Raw genomic sequence first — 17375 nt, forward strand, 5'->3', positions numbered from 1 at the left:
CTCCGCCACCGGAATGGCGCACTCGGCAAGGTCAGCGCTCCAATCCCGAAGGTGACGACGAGAGCGGTACGACAGCTTTCGCAAGATGCCCAAAAAACCATTAGGGGTAAATGCGGCACACATTCACGGTCGACCGCAAACGTACATGAATTGCGCGAAGAGGGCAGACGCCACCGTTCAAACTCAAGGCACCGATGGGACCCACCAACCTCCGGCACGCGAAAGGGAGTTGGTAACCATCTTCGACCCTCGACATACCGGCATATCAGGAGGCAGCCCAAGCGTCCCGACCTTCCCTTGACTAGACCAATCCGCACCCTCATATTGAGGTGGATCTTTGTGTGGATCATGTGGACGATGTGGGTGAAATATGCAAGATGGGGCGTGGCGTCGTGGACGCCGAAGACTAAGTGCCGTGTTGGCCGCTACAGCCGTTTTGTCTGTCTTCTCGCCGCTGTACAGCAATCCGGATGCCGCTCTGGCGGCTTCCTCTGAGTTGCTGGATGAGGAAGCCGCCACTCCAGAGTCGGCTGCCTCGGAGGCAGCGGCTGAGACGGGGCAGAGGGCGGAGGTGCTTGCCCGGACTACGGAGACATCGCAGGTCTTCGCCAACCCGAACGGCACCTTCACCAAGGAGATGAGCGCTGCGCCCGTTCGCGCCCAAAAGGACGACGGATCGTGGGCAGCCATCGACACCACGCTGTTTCGCACGGGGGACGGACGCGTCGAGACCAAGGCCACCGTGAACCGGGTGGAGTTCTCGGGCGGCGGGTCCGATCAGCCGATGGCGACCGTTTCGAAGACAGATAGGGAACTGTCTCTCGCGTGGCCCGGGGCTCTGCCCGAGCCCGACCTGGACGGTAGTACTGCCACGTATCGAGAGGTCTTCCCTGGCGTTGACCTCAAACTGACGGCGGTCGAAAGCGGGTTCACGCAAACCCTCGTGGTCAAGACCGCCGAGGCGGCTCAGAATCCGGCCCTGGAATCCGTGCAACTGGGCATGGAGAGCAGCGGCGTGCGGTACACGCCCGGTCGCGACGGCGGGATGCGTTTCGTCGATGCCGACGGCAGGACCGTCTTCGAAAGCCCAAGTGGTCAGATGTGGGACTCCTCCGGAGACGCCCAGATATCTACAGAGGCACCGGCGCAGACTGTCAGCAGCCAGGCGCGGAGCATGGTTGCCGAAGCGCCGAGTCCTTCGGCACCACCGGGTGAAATTCATGACGGCGGCGCAGAAGAGCCGTTCGCCGCACCCAGCACCGGCGACAAGACAGCGGGCGTTGCCGTGAAGCTCGACGGCGCGACTCTGGAGGTGAAGCCGGACCTGGGTCTTCTGCGGAGCGAGGCAACGGTATACCCGGTGTACATCGATCCTCCGGTGAAGGGGTTGGTGCTCACAGACTGGACTGCTCTGTCGTCGGACGGGGACAGGTTCTGGGAGTTCACCGGGGACAAGGGCGTGGGCTACTGCGCCAATTACGCCGGCTACCTGTGCGCCTCGACGCCGTACACGCAGCGCATGTACTTCGAGTACCCGATGTCGTCGCTGTACGGGAAGAAGATCCTGGACGCCACCTGGGAGGTCTACCAGACCTGGAGCTTCACCTGCACCCAGCACAACTACCTTCTCGTCCGAGTCGACGAGAACAAGGGCATCTCCAGCTCCACGACGTGGGGATCCAAGCCCGCGTATGTCGACATGATGGGCGACAGGTGGGCGGCGCAGGGACGCGGAGCGCTGTGCGACCCCGCACAGCCGGCGAACTGGCTGCGTTACAGCGACAACGCGACCGGCGGCGAGACCGACGAGAACCTCACCCCCACGCTGCAGTCCTTCGTGGACAACCAGAAGTCCCAGCTCACTCTGGAGCTGCGCGCCCAGGACGAGTCGACGACCGCTGCGTGGGCACGATTCCGTAACGACGCCAAGCTGTCCGTCACGTACGTCTCCAAGCCCACCGCGCCCACCTCGGTAGGCGTGCGCAACGGCACGACGGGCAGGGCGTGCAACGCGTCGAGCACGCCGCTCGTGACGAGTGACGACACGCCGTACCTCACTTCTGTCGTCCAGTCCCCCGACGGTGCGCAGGCCCAGCTCAGGGCCCTGTACGAGGTGTGGAAGGCGGACGGTTCGCAGAAGATGTTCTGGGCTGTGTCGCCCACAGGCGGAGCCCGCGTAGCGGACAACGCGGCGGCCGACACCACCTCGCCCACGCTCGCCGACAACACGAACTACCGGATGCGCGTCCTGACGGAGGCGTACTGGGCGAACGATCGCGGCGCTTCCGGGAACCTGCAGTCGCCGTGGTCGACCTGGTGCTATTTCCGTGTCGACAAGAGCAGCCCCCCGCCACCGATCATCACGAGCGACGACGGCCTGTACCCGCCCGCAGCGAGCAGCGTGCCTTCCGGTGCGGTCGGCAAGGCGGGCAAGTTCCGCTTCACGCCGGCGGACACGAACGCGAGCCTGTCGGGCATTCAGTCGGATGTCACCTCCTACAAGTGGCGGCTGAACAGCGGTCCCCTTTCGGCGCCGATCAACGTGTCCACCGGTGCGTCGGCGACGTTGTGGGTGACTCCGAACCAGGACATGGAGAACACCCTCCAGGTGTGGGCCTACGACGCGGCCAGGCACAGCTCGGTGACGGCCTTCTACAGCTTCAAGGTCAATCGAGCCGAAGCCCCTGTGGGGAAGTGGTCCCTCGACAACAGCGGCGCCGACTCGACCTCCGCCACGAAGCATCCCCTCACACTCGGCGGGTCCGCCGTGTACGGCACCAAGAGCCGCGCGGGCTCTCACGGCCTGCAGACGAACGGCACCACCTCGTACGCGGCCACGTCCACGCCGCCGGTGAACACGCTGTACTCGTACAGCGTCTCCGCGTGGGCGAGGATCAACCCTGGTGAGACGGGCGGAACCGTCGTCGGCATCGACGGCGAGGTCTACAGCGGTTTCTACATCGCCTTCGACGAGGGACGCTGGAAAATGATGACCTCTCCCCTCGACACCACGAGCGGGAACATCAACGACCAGGTAGTAGCGTCCGATCAGCCGGCCACCACTGGCGTGTGGACGCATCTGACGGGGGTGTACGACTCCGTCGAGAAGGAGATGCGCCTCTACGTGAACGGGCGCCTCCAGGGAACGCACGCGATGCAGGCCTCATGGAAGGCCACGGGTGGCCTGCAGATCGGCCGCGCTCTGTGGAATTCCGAGTACCACGGATACTTCGCCGGATCCATCGACGAGGTGAACACCTGGTCTCGGGCGCTCTCCGGTGACGAGGTTGCCCAGATCGCGACCCAGGAGGACGAGGACGCCAGCGACGGTTACGCGGGCGACCCCACCACCGCCAACGTCGCCTCCTGGGACGCCACCACGGCGACCGGCAACACCATCCAGGACGCCTCCGGGTACGGCCGCGCGATGACGCTCAACGGCGCCACCATCGACATCGACCCGGCCACCGCCGACAACGAGGCCCTGGATCTGCCCACGACGAACGCGATGGCGCTCAACGGATCGTCCGGCTATGCCAGTGCCTCCGGTCCCCTCGTGGACGACACGGGCTCCTTCACCGCCTCCGCCTGGGTGCGTCTGGACTCCTCGAAGGTCACGGACACGTCCAAGGGGTACCTCCTCCAGGTCCTGGGCCAGCAAGGCAAGTCGAACTTCTCGTGGGGCATCTGGTACGAGCAGGCCGCCGGATCCTCTGTCGGCACGTGGAAGCTCGGACGTTCCAGTAAGGACGCCTCAGGTTCCGCATGGTCCTATGTCTCGTCCGCGCCGGCGGTGAAGGACCAGTGGGTCCGACTGACCGTCGTCTACGACGCGCAGGACGCGACCACCTCCGGTGACGGCGACGAAGTCAGCCGCGGCACCCTGCTCCTCTACGTCAATTCGGCGAAGTACGGCAGTGACAACGGAGTGGCGTTCACGACCCCGTGGCAGGGCCTCGCGAAGTTCGAGGTCGGCCGGGGCATCGTCGACGGCGCCGTCGGGCGCTACTTCCCCGGGTATGTGAGGAACGTCCGGGTGTGGGTGGGTGCCATGTCACCGTCCGCGGTCGGCGACTTCTACGCGACCGAGCAGGACTAGCGACACCATGCCGGTGGCTCGCCGCGCGTTTGCGGCGAGCCACCGGCTTTCCATTGGTCGGCACCGCATCCGTTGCCGGCTTTCCTCCCCCTAGAAGAAGGAAAAGCCCATGTCACCTGCCCCGAAGGGCAGACGACGCCGATCCTCCCTGCACAGGTGGTTCGGCCGAGGCGCACTCGCGATCTCGATAGCCTTGGTCCCGCAGATCGCGGTTCCCGACGGTTTCGATCTCACCACCAGTGCCGCCGCCTCAGCCCAAGAGTTCGAGACGCCCGCGAAACCCAAGATCGACCGTGTCGAGGACTACGACCGGAAGGCGTTCAAGCCCGTCGACGCCACGGCCCTCGCCGCCAAGGCGACGAAGGAGCGACTGGCCAAGGCGCAGTGGCCGACGGCCGGTAAGGCGACCCTCCCGCTGCCCACCGACGGCACGACTCAAGCAGAGGTCGGCGGCCTGCCCGTCTCGCTGGCGCCGGTCGGGAAGAGAGGGAAGCGGTCGGCCGGAATCGGCGCGGCCTCGGCCGGCCAGGCCGAGATCAAGGTCCTCGACCAGGGAACCGCCCGCAAGGCAGGCATCAATGGCGTCGTCGTCTCCGTCGTCCCCGGTAAGTCGGCGGACACGGCGGACCCGCTTCGCTTCTCGCTGGACTACTCGTCCTTCGCCGACGTCTACGGCGGCGACTTCGGCGCCCGTCTCCACCTGGTCCGGATCCCCGCCTGTGCGCTGACCACGCCCGACAAGGCCTCCTGCCGTACCCAGACCTCCGTCGACTCGAAGAACGACACCGTCGACCAGACCCTCAGCGCCGACCTGTCGGGCGGCACGCTCCGTACGGCCCAGCCCATGCTCCTGGCCGCCACCGCGGGTGCCTCCTCGACGCAGGGTGACTTCGGTGCGACTCCGCTGTCGTCCTCGGCAACCTGGTCCGCCGGCGGCAGCACGGGTGACTTCAACTGGAGCTACCCGCTGCGGATGCCGCCGACCACGGCCGGTCCCGCGCCTTCGCTCGCCATCAACTACAACTCCGGCAGCGTTGACGGCCGTACCGCGAGCGAGAACAACCAGACGTCCGTGATCGGCGAAGGCTTCTCCCTCACGGACTCCTACATCGAGCGCAAGTACGGATCCTGCAAGGACGACGGCCAGGCCGGCAAGGGCGACCTGTGCTGGAAGTACGCCAACGCGACTCTCGTCCTGAACGGCAAGGCATCCCAGCTCGTCAATAACTGTGCCGACGCGGCGGCCTGCACCACGGCGGAGCGCTCCGAGGCTGCCGGTGGATCGTGGCGTCTGGGGGATGACGACGCGAGCAAGGTCGAGCACCTCACCGGCGCCGCCAACGGTGACAACAACGGCGAGTACTGGAAGGTCACCACGCCCGATGGTGTCCAGTACTTCTTCGGGAAGCACAAGCTCGAGGGCTGGAGTGACAACGGCACAGCGGCGGACGACCCTGTGACCCACTCCGCCTGGACCGCTCCGGTCTTTGGCGACGACGCCAGCGAACCGTGCCACGCCAGCACGTTCGACACCTCCGCCTGTACCCAGGCGTGGCGATGGAACCTCGACTACGTCGTCGACCCTCACGACAACGTCATGACCTACTGGTACGGCAAGGAAACCAACAACTACGCCAAGTCCGGCGTCGACAGCCCCGGCACCCCGTACGTCGCCGGCGGCTACCTCAAGCGCATCAACTACGGCCAGCGTCTGGACAGCATCTACTCCAAGCCGGCCTCCCAGTCGGTGGCCTTCGTCTACTCGCAGCGCTGCACCGCCACGGACTGCAGCGGCCTCACCAGTACGACCAAGGCGAACTGGCCCGACGTCCCGTTCGACATGATCTGCGACACGGGCAAGGCCTGCACCAACATCATCGGTCCCGCGTTCTTCACGCGATACCGCCTGACGCTCATCAGCTCCTACGTCTGGTCGGGCACCGGCACCACCATGCGGCTCGTCGACTCCTGGACGATGGAGCACGACTTCCCCGCCACCGGCGATTCCTCATCTCCGAGCCTGTGGCTGAAGTCCATCCAGGCCCACGGCAAGGCCGACGGCACCACCCTCAGCATGCCGAAGACGACGTTCGGCGGCAGCGCTCCGATGCCCAACCACGTCGAAGGCGGCGACAACACCCTGCGCTACTACAAGTGGCGCGTGCGCGTGTTCACCTCGGACACCGGCAGCAAGACCACCGTCAACTACTCCGATCCGCAGTGCGTCCGCGGTACCACGATGCCCGCGAGCGAGGACAACAACAGCCTGCGCTGCTTCCCCGTCTACTGGTCTCAGTCCGGCGGAATACCCGAGCTGGACTGGTTCCACAAGTACGTCGTGGACTCCGTCGTCGTCACGGACCCCACCGGCTACGCCGACGCCCAGGAGACGCACTACACCTACGCGGGTGGCGCCGGCTGGGCCTTCGCCGACGACGACGGCATCACCAAGGACAAGTACCGCACGTGGTCGCAGTGGCGCGGCTACTCGAAGGTCACGACCGCCACCGGCGTCACTACCGGCACGCAAGGCAAGACCTTCACCCTGTACATGAGGGGCCTCGACGGGGACAAGACGAAGGGCAGCGCCGTCCGTGACGAGAAGATCACGGACTCGGCTGGCCAGACGATCGAGGACTCACGCCAGTACAGCGGCTTCGTCCGAGAGAGCATCACCTATGACGGCGCCGAAGAGGTAAGCGGCAGCATCACGGATCCGTGGTCGTTCAGGACCGCCAGCCACAAGTACACCTGGGGCACGCCCGAATCCTGGTTCGTCAAGCCGGGCACGGTACGAACCCGGCAGAAGACCTCGACCGGCACTCGTACCGTTTCCACCACCACGACCTACGACACCACGTACGGCATGGCCACCAAGGTGGACGCGGCCGGAGACATCGCCAAGTCCGGCGACGAGACGTGCACCCGCAGCACCTACGCCCGTAACACGACGGACTGGCTGGTCCAGTTCGCGTCGCGTATCGAGACGTACGGGGTGGGCTGTTCGGTCACGCCCTCGCTGCCCGGGGACACCATCTCCGACCTGAAGACCGCGTACGACGGCCAGGCCGCCGGCGTCGCTCCCACCAAGGGCGACATCACCAGCTCCTACCGTCTGTCCGGCTACAACTCCGGGACCCCCACCTACCAGACCGTCTCGACGTCGACCTACGACACGCTCGGCCGACCCACGGCGGTGACCGACTCGCTCAGCCGCACGACCAAGACCAGCTACGTACCCGCCGTCTACGGCCCGCTGACCCAGCAGACCGTCACCGACCCCAAGCTCTACACCGCCACCACGTGGCTCGACCCGGCATGGGGCAAGGCCACCAAGGTCACCGACGCCAACAGCAACACGACCGAGTGGGAATTCGACGCTCTCGGCCGGCTCACCTCCGTCTGGAAGCCCAACCGCATCCGGGCCATGTCGGACGCCGCGAGCATCGTCTACACCTACAACGTCAGCAACACGGCCGAGACCTGGATCCGCACGGACGTCCTGAAGAACGACGGCACGACCTACAACAGCTCCTACCAGATCTACGACTCCCTGCTCCGTCCTCGCCAGACGCAGGTCCCCGCACCCAACGGCGGACGAGTCATCTCCGAGACTCTCTACGACGACCGGGGCCTGGCGACGATCGCCAACGGCGGCATCCACGACAACATCGCGCCCAGCGGCAGCCTCGCGAACACCTTCCCCGGCTCGACGCCCGCTGCCACCGAAACCGTCTTCGACGGAGCCGGCCGTCCGACCGAGACCCACTTCCGCGTGTACAACCAGCCGAAGTGGACGACCTCCACCGCCTACGAAGGCGACCGGACCGCCTACACCGCGGCCTCCGGCGGCACCGGCACCCTCACCTTCACCGACGCCTACGGCAAGACCACCGAGCGCCGCGAGTACCCGGGCACCACACCGACCGGGAGCGAATACACCGCGACGAAGTACACGTACACGCCGGGCGGCCAGATCGAGACCATGACCGGTCCCGACAAGGCCAAGTGGACCTACACATACGACCTGCGCGGCAGGCTCATCGAGTCCACCGACCCCGACAAGGGCAAGAGCACCAGCACGTACAACGATACGGACCAGGTCCTGACGTCCACGACCACCGTGGACGGCAAGGCCAAGACCCTCATCCGCGAATACGACGCCCTCGGCCGCCAGACCGGCACCTGGGAAGACGTCAAGGACAACGCCCATCAGCTCACCAAGAACCTCTACGACACGGTGGCGAAGGGCAAGCTGACGGCTGCCATCCGCTACGTCGGGGGCACCACGGGCCAGATCTACTCCAACGTGGTCACCGGCTACGACACGATGGGGCAGCCCGCGGGTATCAAGACGGTCCTGGCGGCCGCCGACCCGCTGGTCGTCGCGGGAGCGCCGCAGACCTTCACCACATCCACCGCGTACAACCTGGACGGCACGGTCCAGAACACCATCCTCCCCGCCGTCGGCGGACTCCCCATCGAAACCGTCGCCTACAAGTACAACGACCTCGGCATGCCGACGTCCGTCGAGGGCATGACGGACTACGTCCGGTCCATCGGCTACTCACAGTACGGTGAAGCCGAGGACACCCGTCTGGGCACCTCCACCACTGCCAAGCACTTGCAGGTGGTCAACCGGTACGAGGACGGCACCCGGCGACTCAGCAACAGCCATGTCGTGGACGAGACGAGCGTCGGCTACCTCAGCGACGTCGACCTTAGCTACGACGCCAGTGGCAACGTCACGTCCATCAAGAACAAGGCCGGCGTGCCGGACAACCAGTGCTTCGCCTACGACGGCTACCGCCGTCTGACCGAGGCGTGGACCCCTGCCTCGGGTGACTGCACCACGGCACAGTCCGTGTCCGCGCTGGGAGGACCGGCTCCGTACTGGCACAGCTGGACGTACAAGCCGGGCGGCCTGCGCGAGACCCAGACCATCCACACCACGTCCGGCGACACCAAGACCGAATACAACTACCCGGCCGTGGACGAATCCGGAGCAGGACAGCCCCACACCCTGACGAGCACGGTCACGGGAACCACGACCGCGAACTACACCTACGACTCCCTCGGCAACACCACCAAGCGCCCCGGCACCACCGGCGACCAGACCCTCACCTGGAACATCGAGGGCAAGCCGGCCACGCTGACCGAAGGCACCAAGACCACCACCTACCTGCACGACGCCGGCGGCGCTCTCCTCATCCGCCGAGGCCCGACGGAGACGGTGCTCTACCTTCCCAGCGGCCAGGAACTCCGCTACGACACGGTCACCAAGAAGTTCTCCGGCCAGCGCTACTACGGCGCGGGAAGCGGCAAGGCCCTGCGTACGGAAACAGGGCTGAGCTGGATCGTAGACGACCACCACGGCACCGCGTCCATGAGCGTGGACGCCACCACCCAGGCCGTCACCCGCCGCTACACGAAGCCGTTCGGCGAGGCCCGCGGCACCACCCCGACCTGGGTCGACGACAAGGGATTCCTAGGCAAACCCCAGGACGAGGAAACCGGCCTGACACACATCGGCGCCCGCGAGTACGACCCCGCCATCGGCAGGTTCATCTCCGTGGACCCGATCCTCTCGCCCGGCACCCACGAATCCGTCAACGGCTACACGTACTCCAGGAACGCTCCCACCACGTTCTCCGACCCCACGGGCCTCAAGGAGATCATCACGGAGCGCGGCGGAGCGTCCGACAGCATCTATCTCAGCACCCACAAGGCGAGCTGGAGCGGCGGCCCCGGCAACTGGGTCTACACGCAGAACAATGACCGTAAAGTCACCTTCAGGGATGGCTCGTCGGTCACTCTGCGGACGACGGTGACCATCGGCAAGACCATCAAGGTCGAACACTTCACCAAGGGCCCCGACCCCATCCCGATCAGGAAGGAAGCAGCACCCTTCACCGGATACGCGATGGGAAGCAATTCCAACTACAACCCCACGCAGAGCCTGGGCGTCGATCGCGGTCCGCTCGCCACATGGCAGAAGGTGCTTCTTGGAGGTGCGGTAGTCGTAGCCCTCGCAGTAGCGGTCGCACCAGTAGCGGCCGTCGCGGGTCCGGCCTGCCTGGCAGCCTGGGTCGCTTGCGCCGAAGGCGTTGCGGAAGTAGCGGCAGGCGACGCGGCAGGTAGTGGTGTCGCAGTAAGCGGCGCGCTCGGTGCAACGGCGGTTGCCAGTGCGGGACGGAACAAGGCAGCCACCGCAGCGACCAAGTGCAACAGCTTCGTCCCTGGCACCAAGGTGCTCATGGCCGACGGCACGACCAAGCCGATCGAGAAGGTCAGGGTCGGCGACAAGGTTCTCGCTGCCGATCCCAAGACGGGAACGGTCAGGCCGGAAACCGTCACAGCCGAAATCCGGGGCCAAGGCACCAAGCGCCTCGTCAACCTCACCATCGACGTCGACGGACCCGGCGGCACCAAGAGCGCCCGAATCTCGGCTACTGCCGGCCACCCCTTCTGGGTCGCAGCAGAGCGACAGTGGATCGACGCCACAGACCTTCGCCCCGACCAGATGCTTCAGACCAACATCGGGACGTACCTCCGGATCGACGCCATTCAGCGGAAAACAGCCCTGAATGCCAAGGTCTACAACCTCACCGTATCCAACCTCCACACGTACTATGTCCTCGCGGGCAGCACACCAGTACTCGTGCACAACAGCTCGGGTAACGCATCTATCGATGACTTTAGAGGCGGATACTACTTTCATACGGTGCTGAACACGGCCCAAGGGAACATAGACGTCGGAGCCTTCGTCGAAATCGATGGAAATAAGCTCGTACTAGATAATGTGTCCATCTATGGAGCAAACGGCGATCTTCCCCGAGGCTCTGTCGGTGCGAGTGATTTCTTGGCTCTTAAGAGAAAGGTCACCGACGCGGCCGCGGCCCAGGGATTTGAGAGGCTTGAGGTCAATTGGCTTCGCACAAGCTCAGGTCCGGAGAATGGCAAGTCGGGAAAATGGAATATCGACCTTCCTAAGGGATGCTAGCGAAAACTCACCAAACGATGGGAAGAGTATCTACATGGATAGATATCTAAGTGCGCTGAGCTCAGTGCGCGGGGACCTTGAAGACGGTGCTGGCCGTGAAGCCATCCTAATCAAGTTGAAGGAGGCGGGCCTATCGCAAGTCGAATGCATTCGCGCCGTTGTGGATCTCGGATTGAGTAGTCGATCAGATGCCAAGCATCTGGTACATTTCAGTCGGGCTTGGTCGTCCACCAGAATGCAGAGCGAGCGCTTGCATAACAGTCTCGAAGACCTTATGGATGAAAATCCATAAGCTAACCGAGATTGCCGCGAAAGCCGATCGGGCTGGCTTATTTCGGCGTCTACCTTCAGCTCAGAATTGAGATGAAGGCGTAAGGGCAGCCTGCAGAGGCTGACGCACAGCGGGTTCACTCCTTGCCCAGAACGAGGAGTGAACCCGCAGGGTCGTCACCACTGGCCGCGGTGAGGTGTCCGAAAGGGCAGGGGCGGCTGGTGGCCGCGAGGCTACATCCGCATTCATCAACTTGGCCGCCACGGGTTGCCCTCAGCGGCAGATCCTGCATAACCTCGATTAAGTCAGCGAGGTTCGGCCGCTGATTGGTTCGACGGTTCGCCCGTAATTTTCTCTGTTGGGGAAGGCGGCATCTGAACCGTCTGCTTCCTCCCTGTTCGAAATGACCTGCGTTGTGGCCACGCGTGCACAGCCGTGCCCACTACGCCGTTCTCGTGCCCCGGAATCCGCCAACCGTCCCGGCGGCCTGTCGGCCTGTCGGCCTGTCGGCCTGTCGGCCTGCGATGGCATCACCCCCTCAGTCGGGAAGTGATCACTGGGCGGACGGGAAGCGATCTTCAGGGTCTCGAAGCGCCGCAGGCCAGACCTAGTCGTGAACACCCCTGCCCCGGCATCGCGGCTGGGCTGCCGGACGAGGAACGGACCGGGGTCTGGCACGCTGTGCGTGTCGACCGGCCTCTCGATGCCCTCGGGCACGTCCGCGCCGTCGTGGGAGGCGAGCCGGGTCACCCGACGTACGGAGAATGCGACAACTGCCCGGTGGACACGGTCGCCACGGGCGACCTCACGACAGTACTGAAGGCAGCACAGGAAGCCGGCGCGGACACCGAGCCGCTGTACGTCCCGGACATCCTCACACCCATCGCCGCTTCCTTCGCCCGGCCCCTTCGGTAAGCGCAGCTGGGGACGGAGCCCAGTTGTGAGGACACCCGGCCGATCCTAGGAGAAGTTCGGCAGGATCGTGCCATGGACTCCTCGGTGTTAGCGGCTCTCATCTCGGTCCCGGTCGCCCTGCTCGCCTCGGCCGCCGCATACGCGGCGGGCCGGGCCCAGGCCAGCGGCGCCTACCGCGGCCCCGTGACCGCCGTGCGACGGCAGCACCAGCGCGAGGCGTACGCCGCTCTGCTCACCGCGGCGAACACCTACACCGAACTGACTGAATGGGGGGTCTGCCTCACCGAGGCGAGGATCCACCTGGGCGTCGACGCAGTCTTCGAGGACCGTGCCGAGGAAGTCACGAGGCATGCCGCCCGTGTCCGTGCCGACGTTCCCGTCGAACCGGTCCGGGCCGCCGCCTCGGTGGTCCTTCTCGAGGGCCCCGACCACATCGCCGAACTGGCCAGGAATATCGAGCTGATCGCGCAGCGGGTGCGCTCGGACGCACGTGTCGGCCGGGGAGGTCCTGCCGGGGCGCTGTTCGCGTTCACCGAGGGGCGCGACTGGGAGGTTCCGGCTCGCTACAACCTCATCGAGGCGGTCGACGCGTTCACCGCCGCTGCGCGCGGCCACCTCAACGGAGGCGACGTGCCCGCGTGACTCGGGAATCCGACCGCACCACGGCGTTCCGCCGGAGCCACTCAGCCGCCGGCCGGGGGCATGCACCAGGGGCAGCGCGGTTTCGACCGCGTGTAAAGGACCGGAAAGCTGAACCGTTAACCATTGTCGAGTTTGCAGACGCGTATACAGGTCGGCTTGGGAGTGCCGTGAAGGGCTGAAAGATCGACTTCGGGGCTGTGGTGAAGGTTCGCCTGGCAAAGGGGCGAGACGTGCGTCACATCGTCGCAGCTCATCCGGTGTTCCTCGTGCAATTGCGCGAAGGGCGCGACGGTCGGAAATGGCGCCGAAACCCAAAGCAACGGCAGGGCAAGAGCCGGCGGGTGGTGTGCTTCGTGCCGGATCTCTTCTTCGCCCTTCGACTCAACCTGTACCCAGACACCTGGAAGCAGCTAGGGACCTTTCCCTGGGACGCGATCCGCCCCGTCACCGACGTCGTTGTGGTGTCACCAGACTTTCACCGCGCCACGGTCTTCTCGGACGCCGCCCCCACCAAGCAGACACCGGTACGCAACGCGGAAACAGTGCCAGCCCAACGCACACTCGGATGTCACCCCCGCAGATAGCACGTCCAGCACACTCCCCGACGGGCGGCCTTCCGGCTCACACAGTGGCGCGGACGACGATGCGATCGCGCCTGGCCACAGTGTCCTTGTGGCGGGATGGTGTCGGGGCGTACGCGTGGACGGTGGGCCGGGTCGCCGCTGTTCCAAGTGGCGGCCTGTCCGTTGGCGAGCCCAAGAAAGATGCTCTGCTGCGCTTCACCTCCGACTGCCCCAAAGCGGTCTGCGCTACGAACTGGCCGAGCAACCGGCAGCGCGCGCCGGCCCGGGTGGTGATGTCATCGATGCAAGGCGGCCGGGTCAGCGTGCGGCGAGGGGACTCCACAACCTCGCCGGCTGCTGAATGACGCTGAGTCCCGTGGTTTGTAGCGAGGCTCCGGATACCACCGAAATTGGGTGCCTTGCCCCTTGTGAGGTATGCGAGCATGCGGCCATGAACGAGCAGCATGACCCGGAGCCCCCGGACCCGGAGCCGGACCCGGCGGCCGAGACGGTCGGAGAGGCAGATCCTTTCCGGATCGACCTGCCAAACCTCCCTGGCTTCTACGTCCCCCGGCTGCCCGGCATTTATGAGTCGGTCTTCAGGCCGCTGCAGCCGTACCTCGAGCAGCAGAGCCATCTGTCCAGGTTCGTCGCCGCGGCTGCTCGCATGCAGGAGTTCGCAGTTCCACGCGTGCCCGTCGTCGTCCCGGGACTCAACGCTGCGATAGAGGCCATGCGTGCGCAGATGGCCGACCTGACCGGCTTCAACGACGCGATCACGCAGGCCCTTGCACCGCTCACAGCCGGGGCCTTCCAGACCGCGCGCTGGCATCGGGTCTTCGCGTCGATGGCCGAAGCGGCCCGGGGTATCTACCCGGAGAACCTGCGAGAGCTGACACCTGGGCTCGACGAGATGGAGACGCTCCTCGTCGACGAGGGGATCCCGCTCATGTGGGTTCCCGGTCCGGGCACGGTTCAGGCTCTCCTGGAAGCACCCGACGCCGCTACGCGCCGACGGCTCATCGGGCAGCGCTGGAAGGGCATCGCCAACGACTGCGAAGGCGTCCTCGACAAGGTCAAGCACCCCGACCTCGAGGCTGCCCGCAGCTTCGCCCTGGACGTAGTGCACGCGTTGAGGGACGGCCACACCAGCGCGGCCCAGGCCCTGGCGGCCAACCTGCTCGACTCCGTCCTTCAGCGTCACCTCAGCCAGGCCCTGCGAGTCGAGCTCACGAGGAACGACTTCAAGGAGAAGGGCGTCAAGTTCAGGCTGGACGCCTACAAGTTCAAGATGGCCTGCACGTTCGCCCCCGTCTGGTACGCACACGCCAAGTACTACGCGGCCAACGGAGACGCTATCCCCCGTACGTTCGGCAGGCATCCCAGTGCCCACGGCGTCTCCAAGAACCAGTACTCCCGCATCAACACTGTCTACGCTCTGATGCTCGTCACCTCGGTGATCAAGTTCTTCGACACCGAGTTGCCTCGCTGAATCGGCAGTGCCGAAGACGGGGTAAGCGACATGTGTGGCTCGTCGGTCAGTCCGGGATCCATCGGACGCGATAGCGGGCCTGGAGGTCGTCGGCCGTCATGCCCCGCCGCTGCGCGCATTCCTGCTGCTCGGCGGCCTGCTGGGTGGCATCGAGTCCGAGTCCATCGGGGGGAGAGGCATCGTCGAGGGCGAGCTCGGGTACCGCCCAGTCTGTCTCGATGCCAAGGACCGGACCGAACGGGGCCGGGCCCAGGCCGGAGACACCAACAAGGTCGGGTGATCCGCTCGTGGCCATGAACGTTTCGGTTCGGCCATCGGGGAGAGTCAACCGACCGGGCGCGGCGTCCCATAGGTCGTCGCCGGTGTCTGTGTGGAGGCTTCCCGCCCAGGTGGTGTGGCGGTCGTAGGTGAACTCCGGCATGGTCTCGGGATCGAGCTTGAGGACCAGAGCGGCGACGACCGGCACCTCGCGTCCATCGCCGAGTGTCACGGTGCCCTCACCTACATAGCGGGGCTTCCCGTCTTCCCACGGCATTGCGCCCCCTTTTTTTGCGTTTGCCCGACGGAGATGGGTCCGTTGGCCTGCCTGGCACGGCAGCTGACCCCAGCGGCACTCCACGCCCTACCTGCGTCTCCCCAGGAGCGGTCGTACGACGCGTCGCCACTCAACCCCGTAGTCGGGCTCGGGACCGGCCGCCCTCGGCGCACTGACGGCTCACCGGACCAAGGACGACGCGGATGCATCTCCGCTCACGCCCGTTCGAGCGGCGGATCACGCGGAGCCGAGGCTGGGCGGCACCGCCCAACCGCATCTCCTCGCCGGGCGGCCGTCCATCACCACTCCGGACCGTCGGTGGGAGCGCCCGACAACCGCGGCCGGTCCGGGCGACGGGATCGAGGCCAACTCGCTCACCACCCGTCCGCCGGCACCATGCGCCAGGACTGCTCCGGCCACGCGACGGAGGAGCACCGCTTCAGGCTGCCGGTGCCCCGCCGTCCACGGGGACGCCCAGTCGGCCGGCCAGGGTGGTCAGGGTCGGCCCCAGAGGAAGAGCGACCCGGGCGACCGCGTGCCGGTCGCCCCGTGTGGGGTCCCGGTTGACGATCAGCACCGGCTTTCCCGTCTGGGCCGCCTGGCGGACGAACCGCAGCCCGGACATCACCGTCAGCGAGGAGCCCAGGACCAGGAGCGAGATCGCCGCATCGACCAGTTCTCGGCAGTACTCGACCCGCTGCGGCGGAACGGCCTCGCCGAAGAACACCACGTCCGGTTTGAGGATGCCGCCGCACGCGGAGCAGGGCACCACGGAGAAGTCCCCGACCTGCTCGTCGGTGAGGTCGGCGTCGCCGTCCGGATTCAGTCCGGCGGCCACCGGCGCGAACCCCGCGTTGGCCTCCTCCAGTCGCCGGGCGAGTTCCCGGCGCGAGCCGGAGGCACCGCAGGAAAGGCAGACGACCCTGCCCAGGCTGCCGTGGAGCTCCACCACGCCCTCGCTGCCGGCGGCGTGGTGCAGGCCGTCGACGTTCTGGGTGATCACACCCGAGAGCAGACCGTGCCGCCCGAACGCCGTCACAGCCCGATGCCCGGCGTTGGGCCGGGCCCGGCCGAACGTGCGCCAGCCGAGGTGACTGCGTGCCCAGTACCGGCGCCGGGCCCGGGCGCTGGCCGTGAACTCCTGGTAGGTCATCGGCGTATGCCGCCGCAGGCTCCCGCCCTCACCCCGATAGTCAGGGATGCCCGACTCCGTGGACAGGCCCGCCCCGCTGAGCACCAGCACACCGCCGACTCTCAGCACGTCGGCGACCGGCTCGGGATCCGTGATGCCTGGCGGCAGATCCTGGGGCGGAGTCCAGCTCAGAGTGGGGCGCATGCGCATGCCGCCAGCGTACGGAACGGGCCACGACCCCGCGGAGCCGATGGCAACCTGAGGCCGTCTGCCGCGGACGTTAGGGCACACTCCCGGCAACCGAGCCGGGAGCAGCGCGCACAACCTGCTGGGTGGGGCGCCGGCGCAACACCGTCGCCGCGACGACGAGGTCCACGCAACCAAGATCCGGACCTTTCGCGGACCGTCCTCCCGGCAGTACAGGCCCCAACCGTCATCGTTGCTGGTCAGCGGGTATCTGGCACATGTACCACCAGCAGACGAAGAATCTTCTCGTGTCGTACTCGCCGAAGAGGCTCGGGTTCTTCTAGGGGCACAAAAAGGACGCCTGACCTTGGATTTCGCCCAGGCAGGCGCCCCTCGGTCGGGGTGCGGCCAGCGCGAGAAGGGTTATGCGGCGCAACTCCCGGTTTCTCCCACTGTCATCCCACTCTTGACCAGCTCTTCCGGTCTATTTCCGGTCCAAGTCCGGTCCGGCTGAGGGGGTGGCGGACGTCGATCCCG

General features: G+C 66.1%; 8 protein-coding genes. 6 read left to right on the top strand and 2 right to left on the bottom strand.

Annotation, left to right across the window (positions count from 1 at the left end; genetic code table 11):
• The first annotated feature begins 415 nt into the window (after positions 1-415).
• From ACFWWU_RS15245 to ACFWWU_RS15270, 6 genes are all read left to right on the top strand, one after another.
• Positions 416-4099 (top strand): LamG domain-containing protein, encoded by a 3684-nt coding sequence (locus ACFWWU_RS15245; protein ID WP_384144542.1) that lies wholly within the window; start codon positions 416-418, stop codon positions 4097-4099.
• 109 nt (positions 4100-4208) lie between these two features.
• Entirely contained in the window at positions 4209-11102 is a 6894-nt protein-coding gene (locus ACFWWU_RS15250) for an RHS repeat-associated core domain-containing protein (protein ID WP_384144545.1), read from the top strand.
• A 1051-nt stretch (positions 11103-12153) separates the two neighbouring features.
• On the top strand, positions 12154-12288 hold the full coding sequence (locus tag ACFWWU_RS15255) for a hypothetical protein (RefSeq protein WP_384144548.1): 135 nt from the start codon (positions 12154-12156) through the stop codon (positions 12286-12288).
• Positions 12289-12360: 72 nt separating this feature from the next.
• On the top strand, positions 12361-12930 hold the full coding sequence (locus tag ACFWWU_RS15260; RefSeq protein ID WP_384144551.1) for a hypothetical protein: 570 nt from the start codon (positions 12361-12363) through the stop codon (positions 12928-12930).
• Between the two features lie 230 nt (positions 12931-13160).
• Positions 13161-13514: a hypothetical protein gene (locus ACFWWU_RS15265; RefSeq protein WP_384144554.1), complete on the top strand. Its 354-nt coding sequence runs from the start codon at positions 13161-13163 to the stop codon at positions 13512-13514.
• A 430-nt stretch (positions 13515-13944) separates the two neighbouring features.
• On the top strand, positions 13945-14985 hold the full coding sequence (locus ACFWWU_RS15270) for a hypothetical protein (RefSeq protein WP_384144557.1): 1041 nt from the start codon (positions 13945-13947) through the stop codon (positions 14983-14985).
• A 46-nt stretch (positions 14986-15031) separates the two neighbouring features.
• Here ACFWWU_RS15270 and ACFWWU_RS15275 read toward each other — a convergent pair whose 3' ends face one another.
• Together ACFWWU_RS15275 and ACFWWU_RS15280 are read right to left on the bottom strand one after the other, a co-directional pair.
• On the bottom strand, positions 15032-15475 hold the full coding sequence (locus ACFWWU_RS15275) for a hypothetical protein (RefSeq protein WP_384144560.1): 444 nt from the start codon (positions 15473-15475) through the stop codon (positions 15032-15034).
• Positions 15476-15959: 484 nt separating this feature from the next.
• Entirely contained in the window at positions 15960-16862 is a 903-nt protein-coding gene (locus ACFWWU_RS15280; protein WP_384144562.1) for an NAD-dependent protein deacetylase, read from the bottom strand.
• Positions 16863-17375 lie beyond the last annotated feature (513 nt).

This window comes from Streptomyces sp. NPDC058650 (assembly GCF_042717315.1).
Classification (GTDB): domain Bacteria; phylum Actinomycetota; class Actinomycetes; order Streptomycetales; family Streptomycetaceae; genus Streptomyces.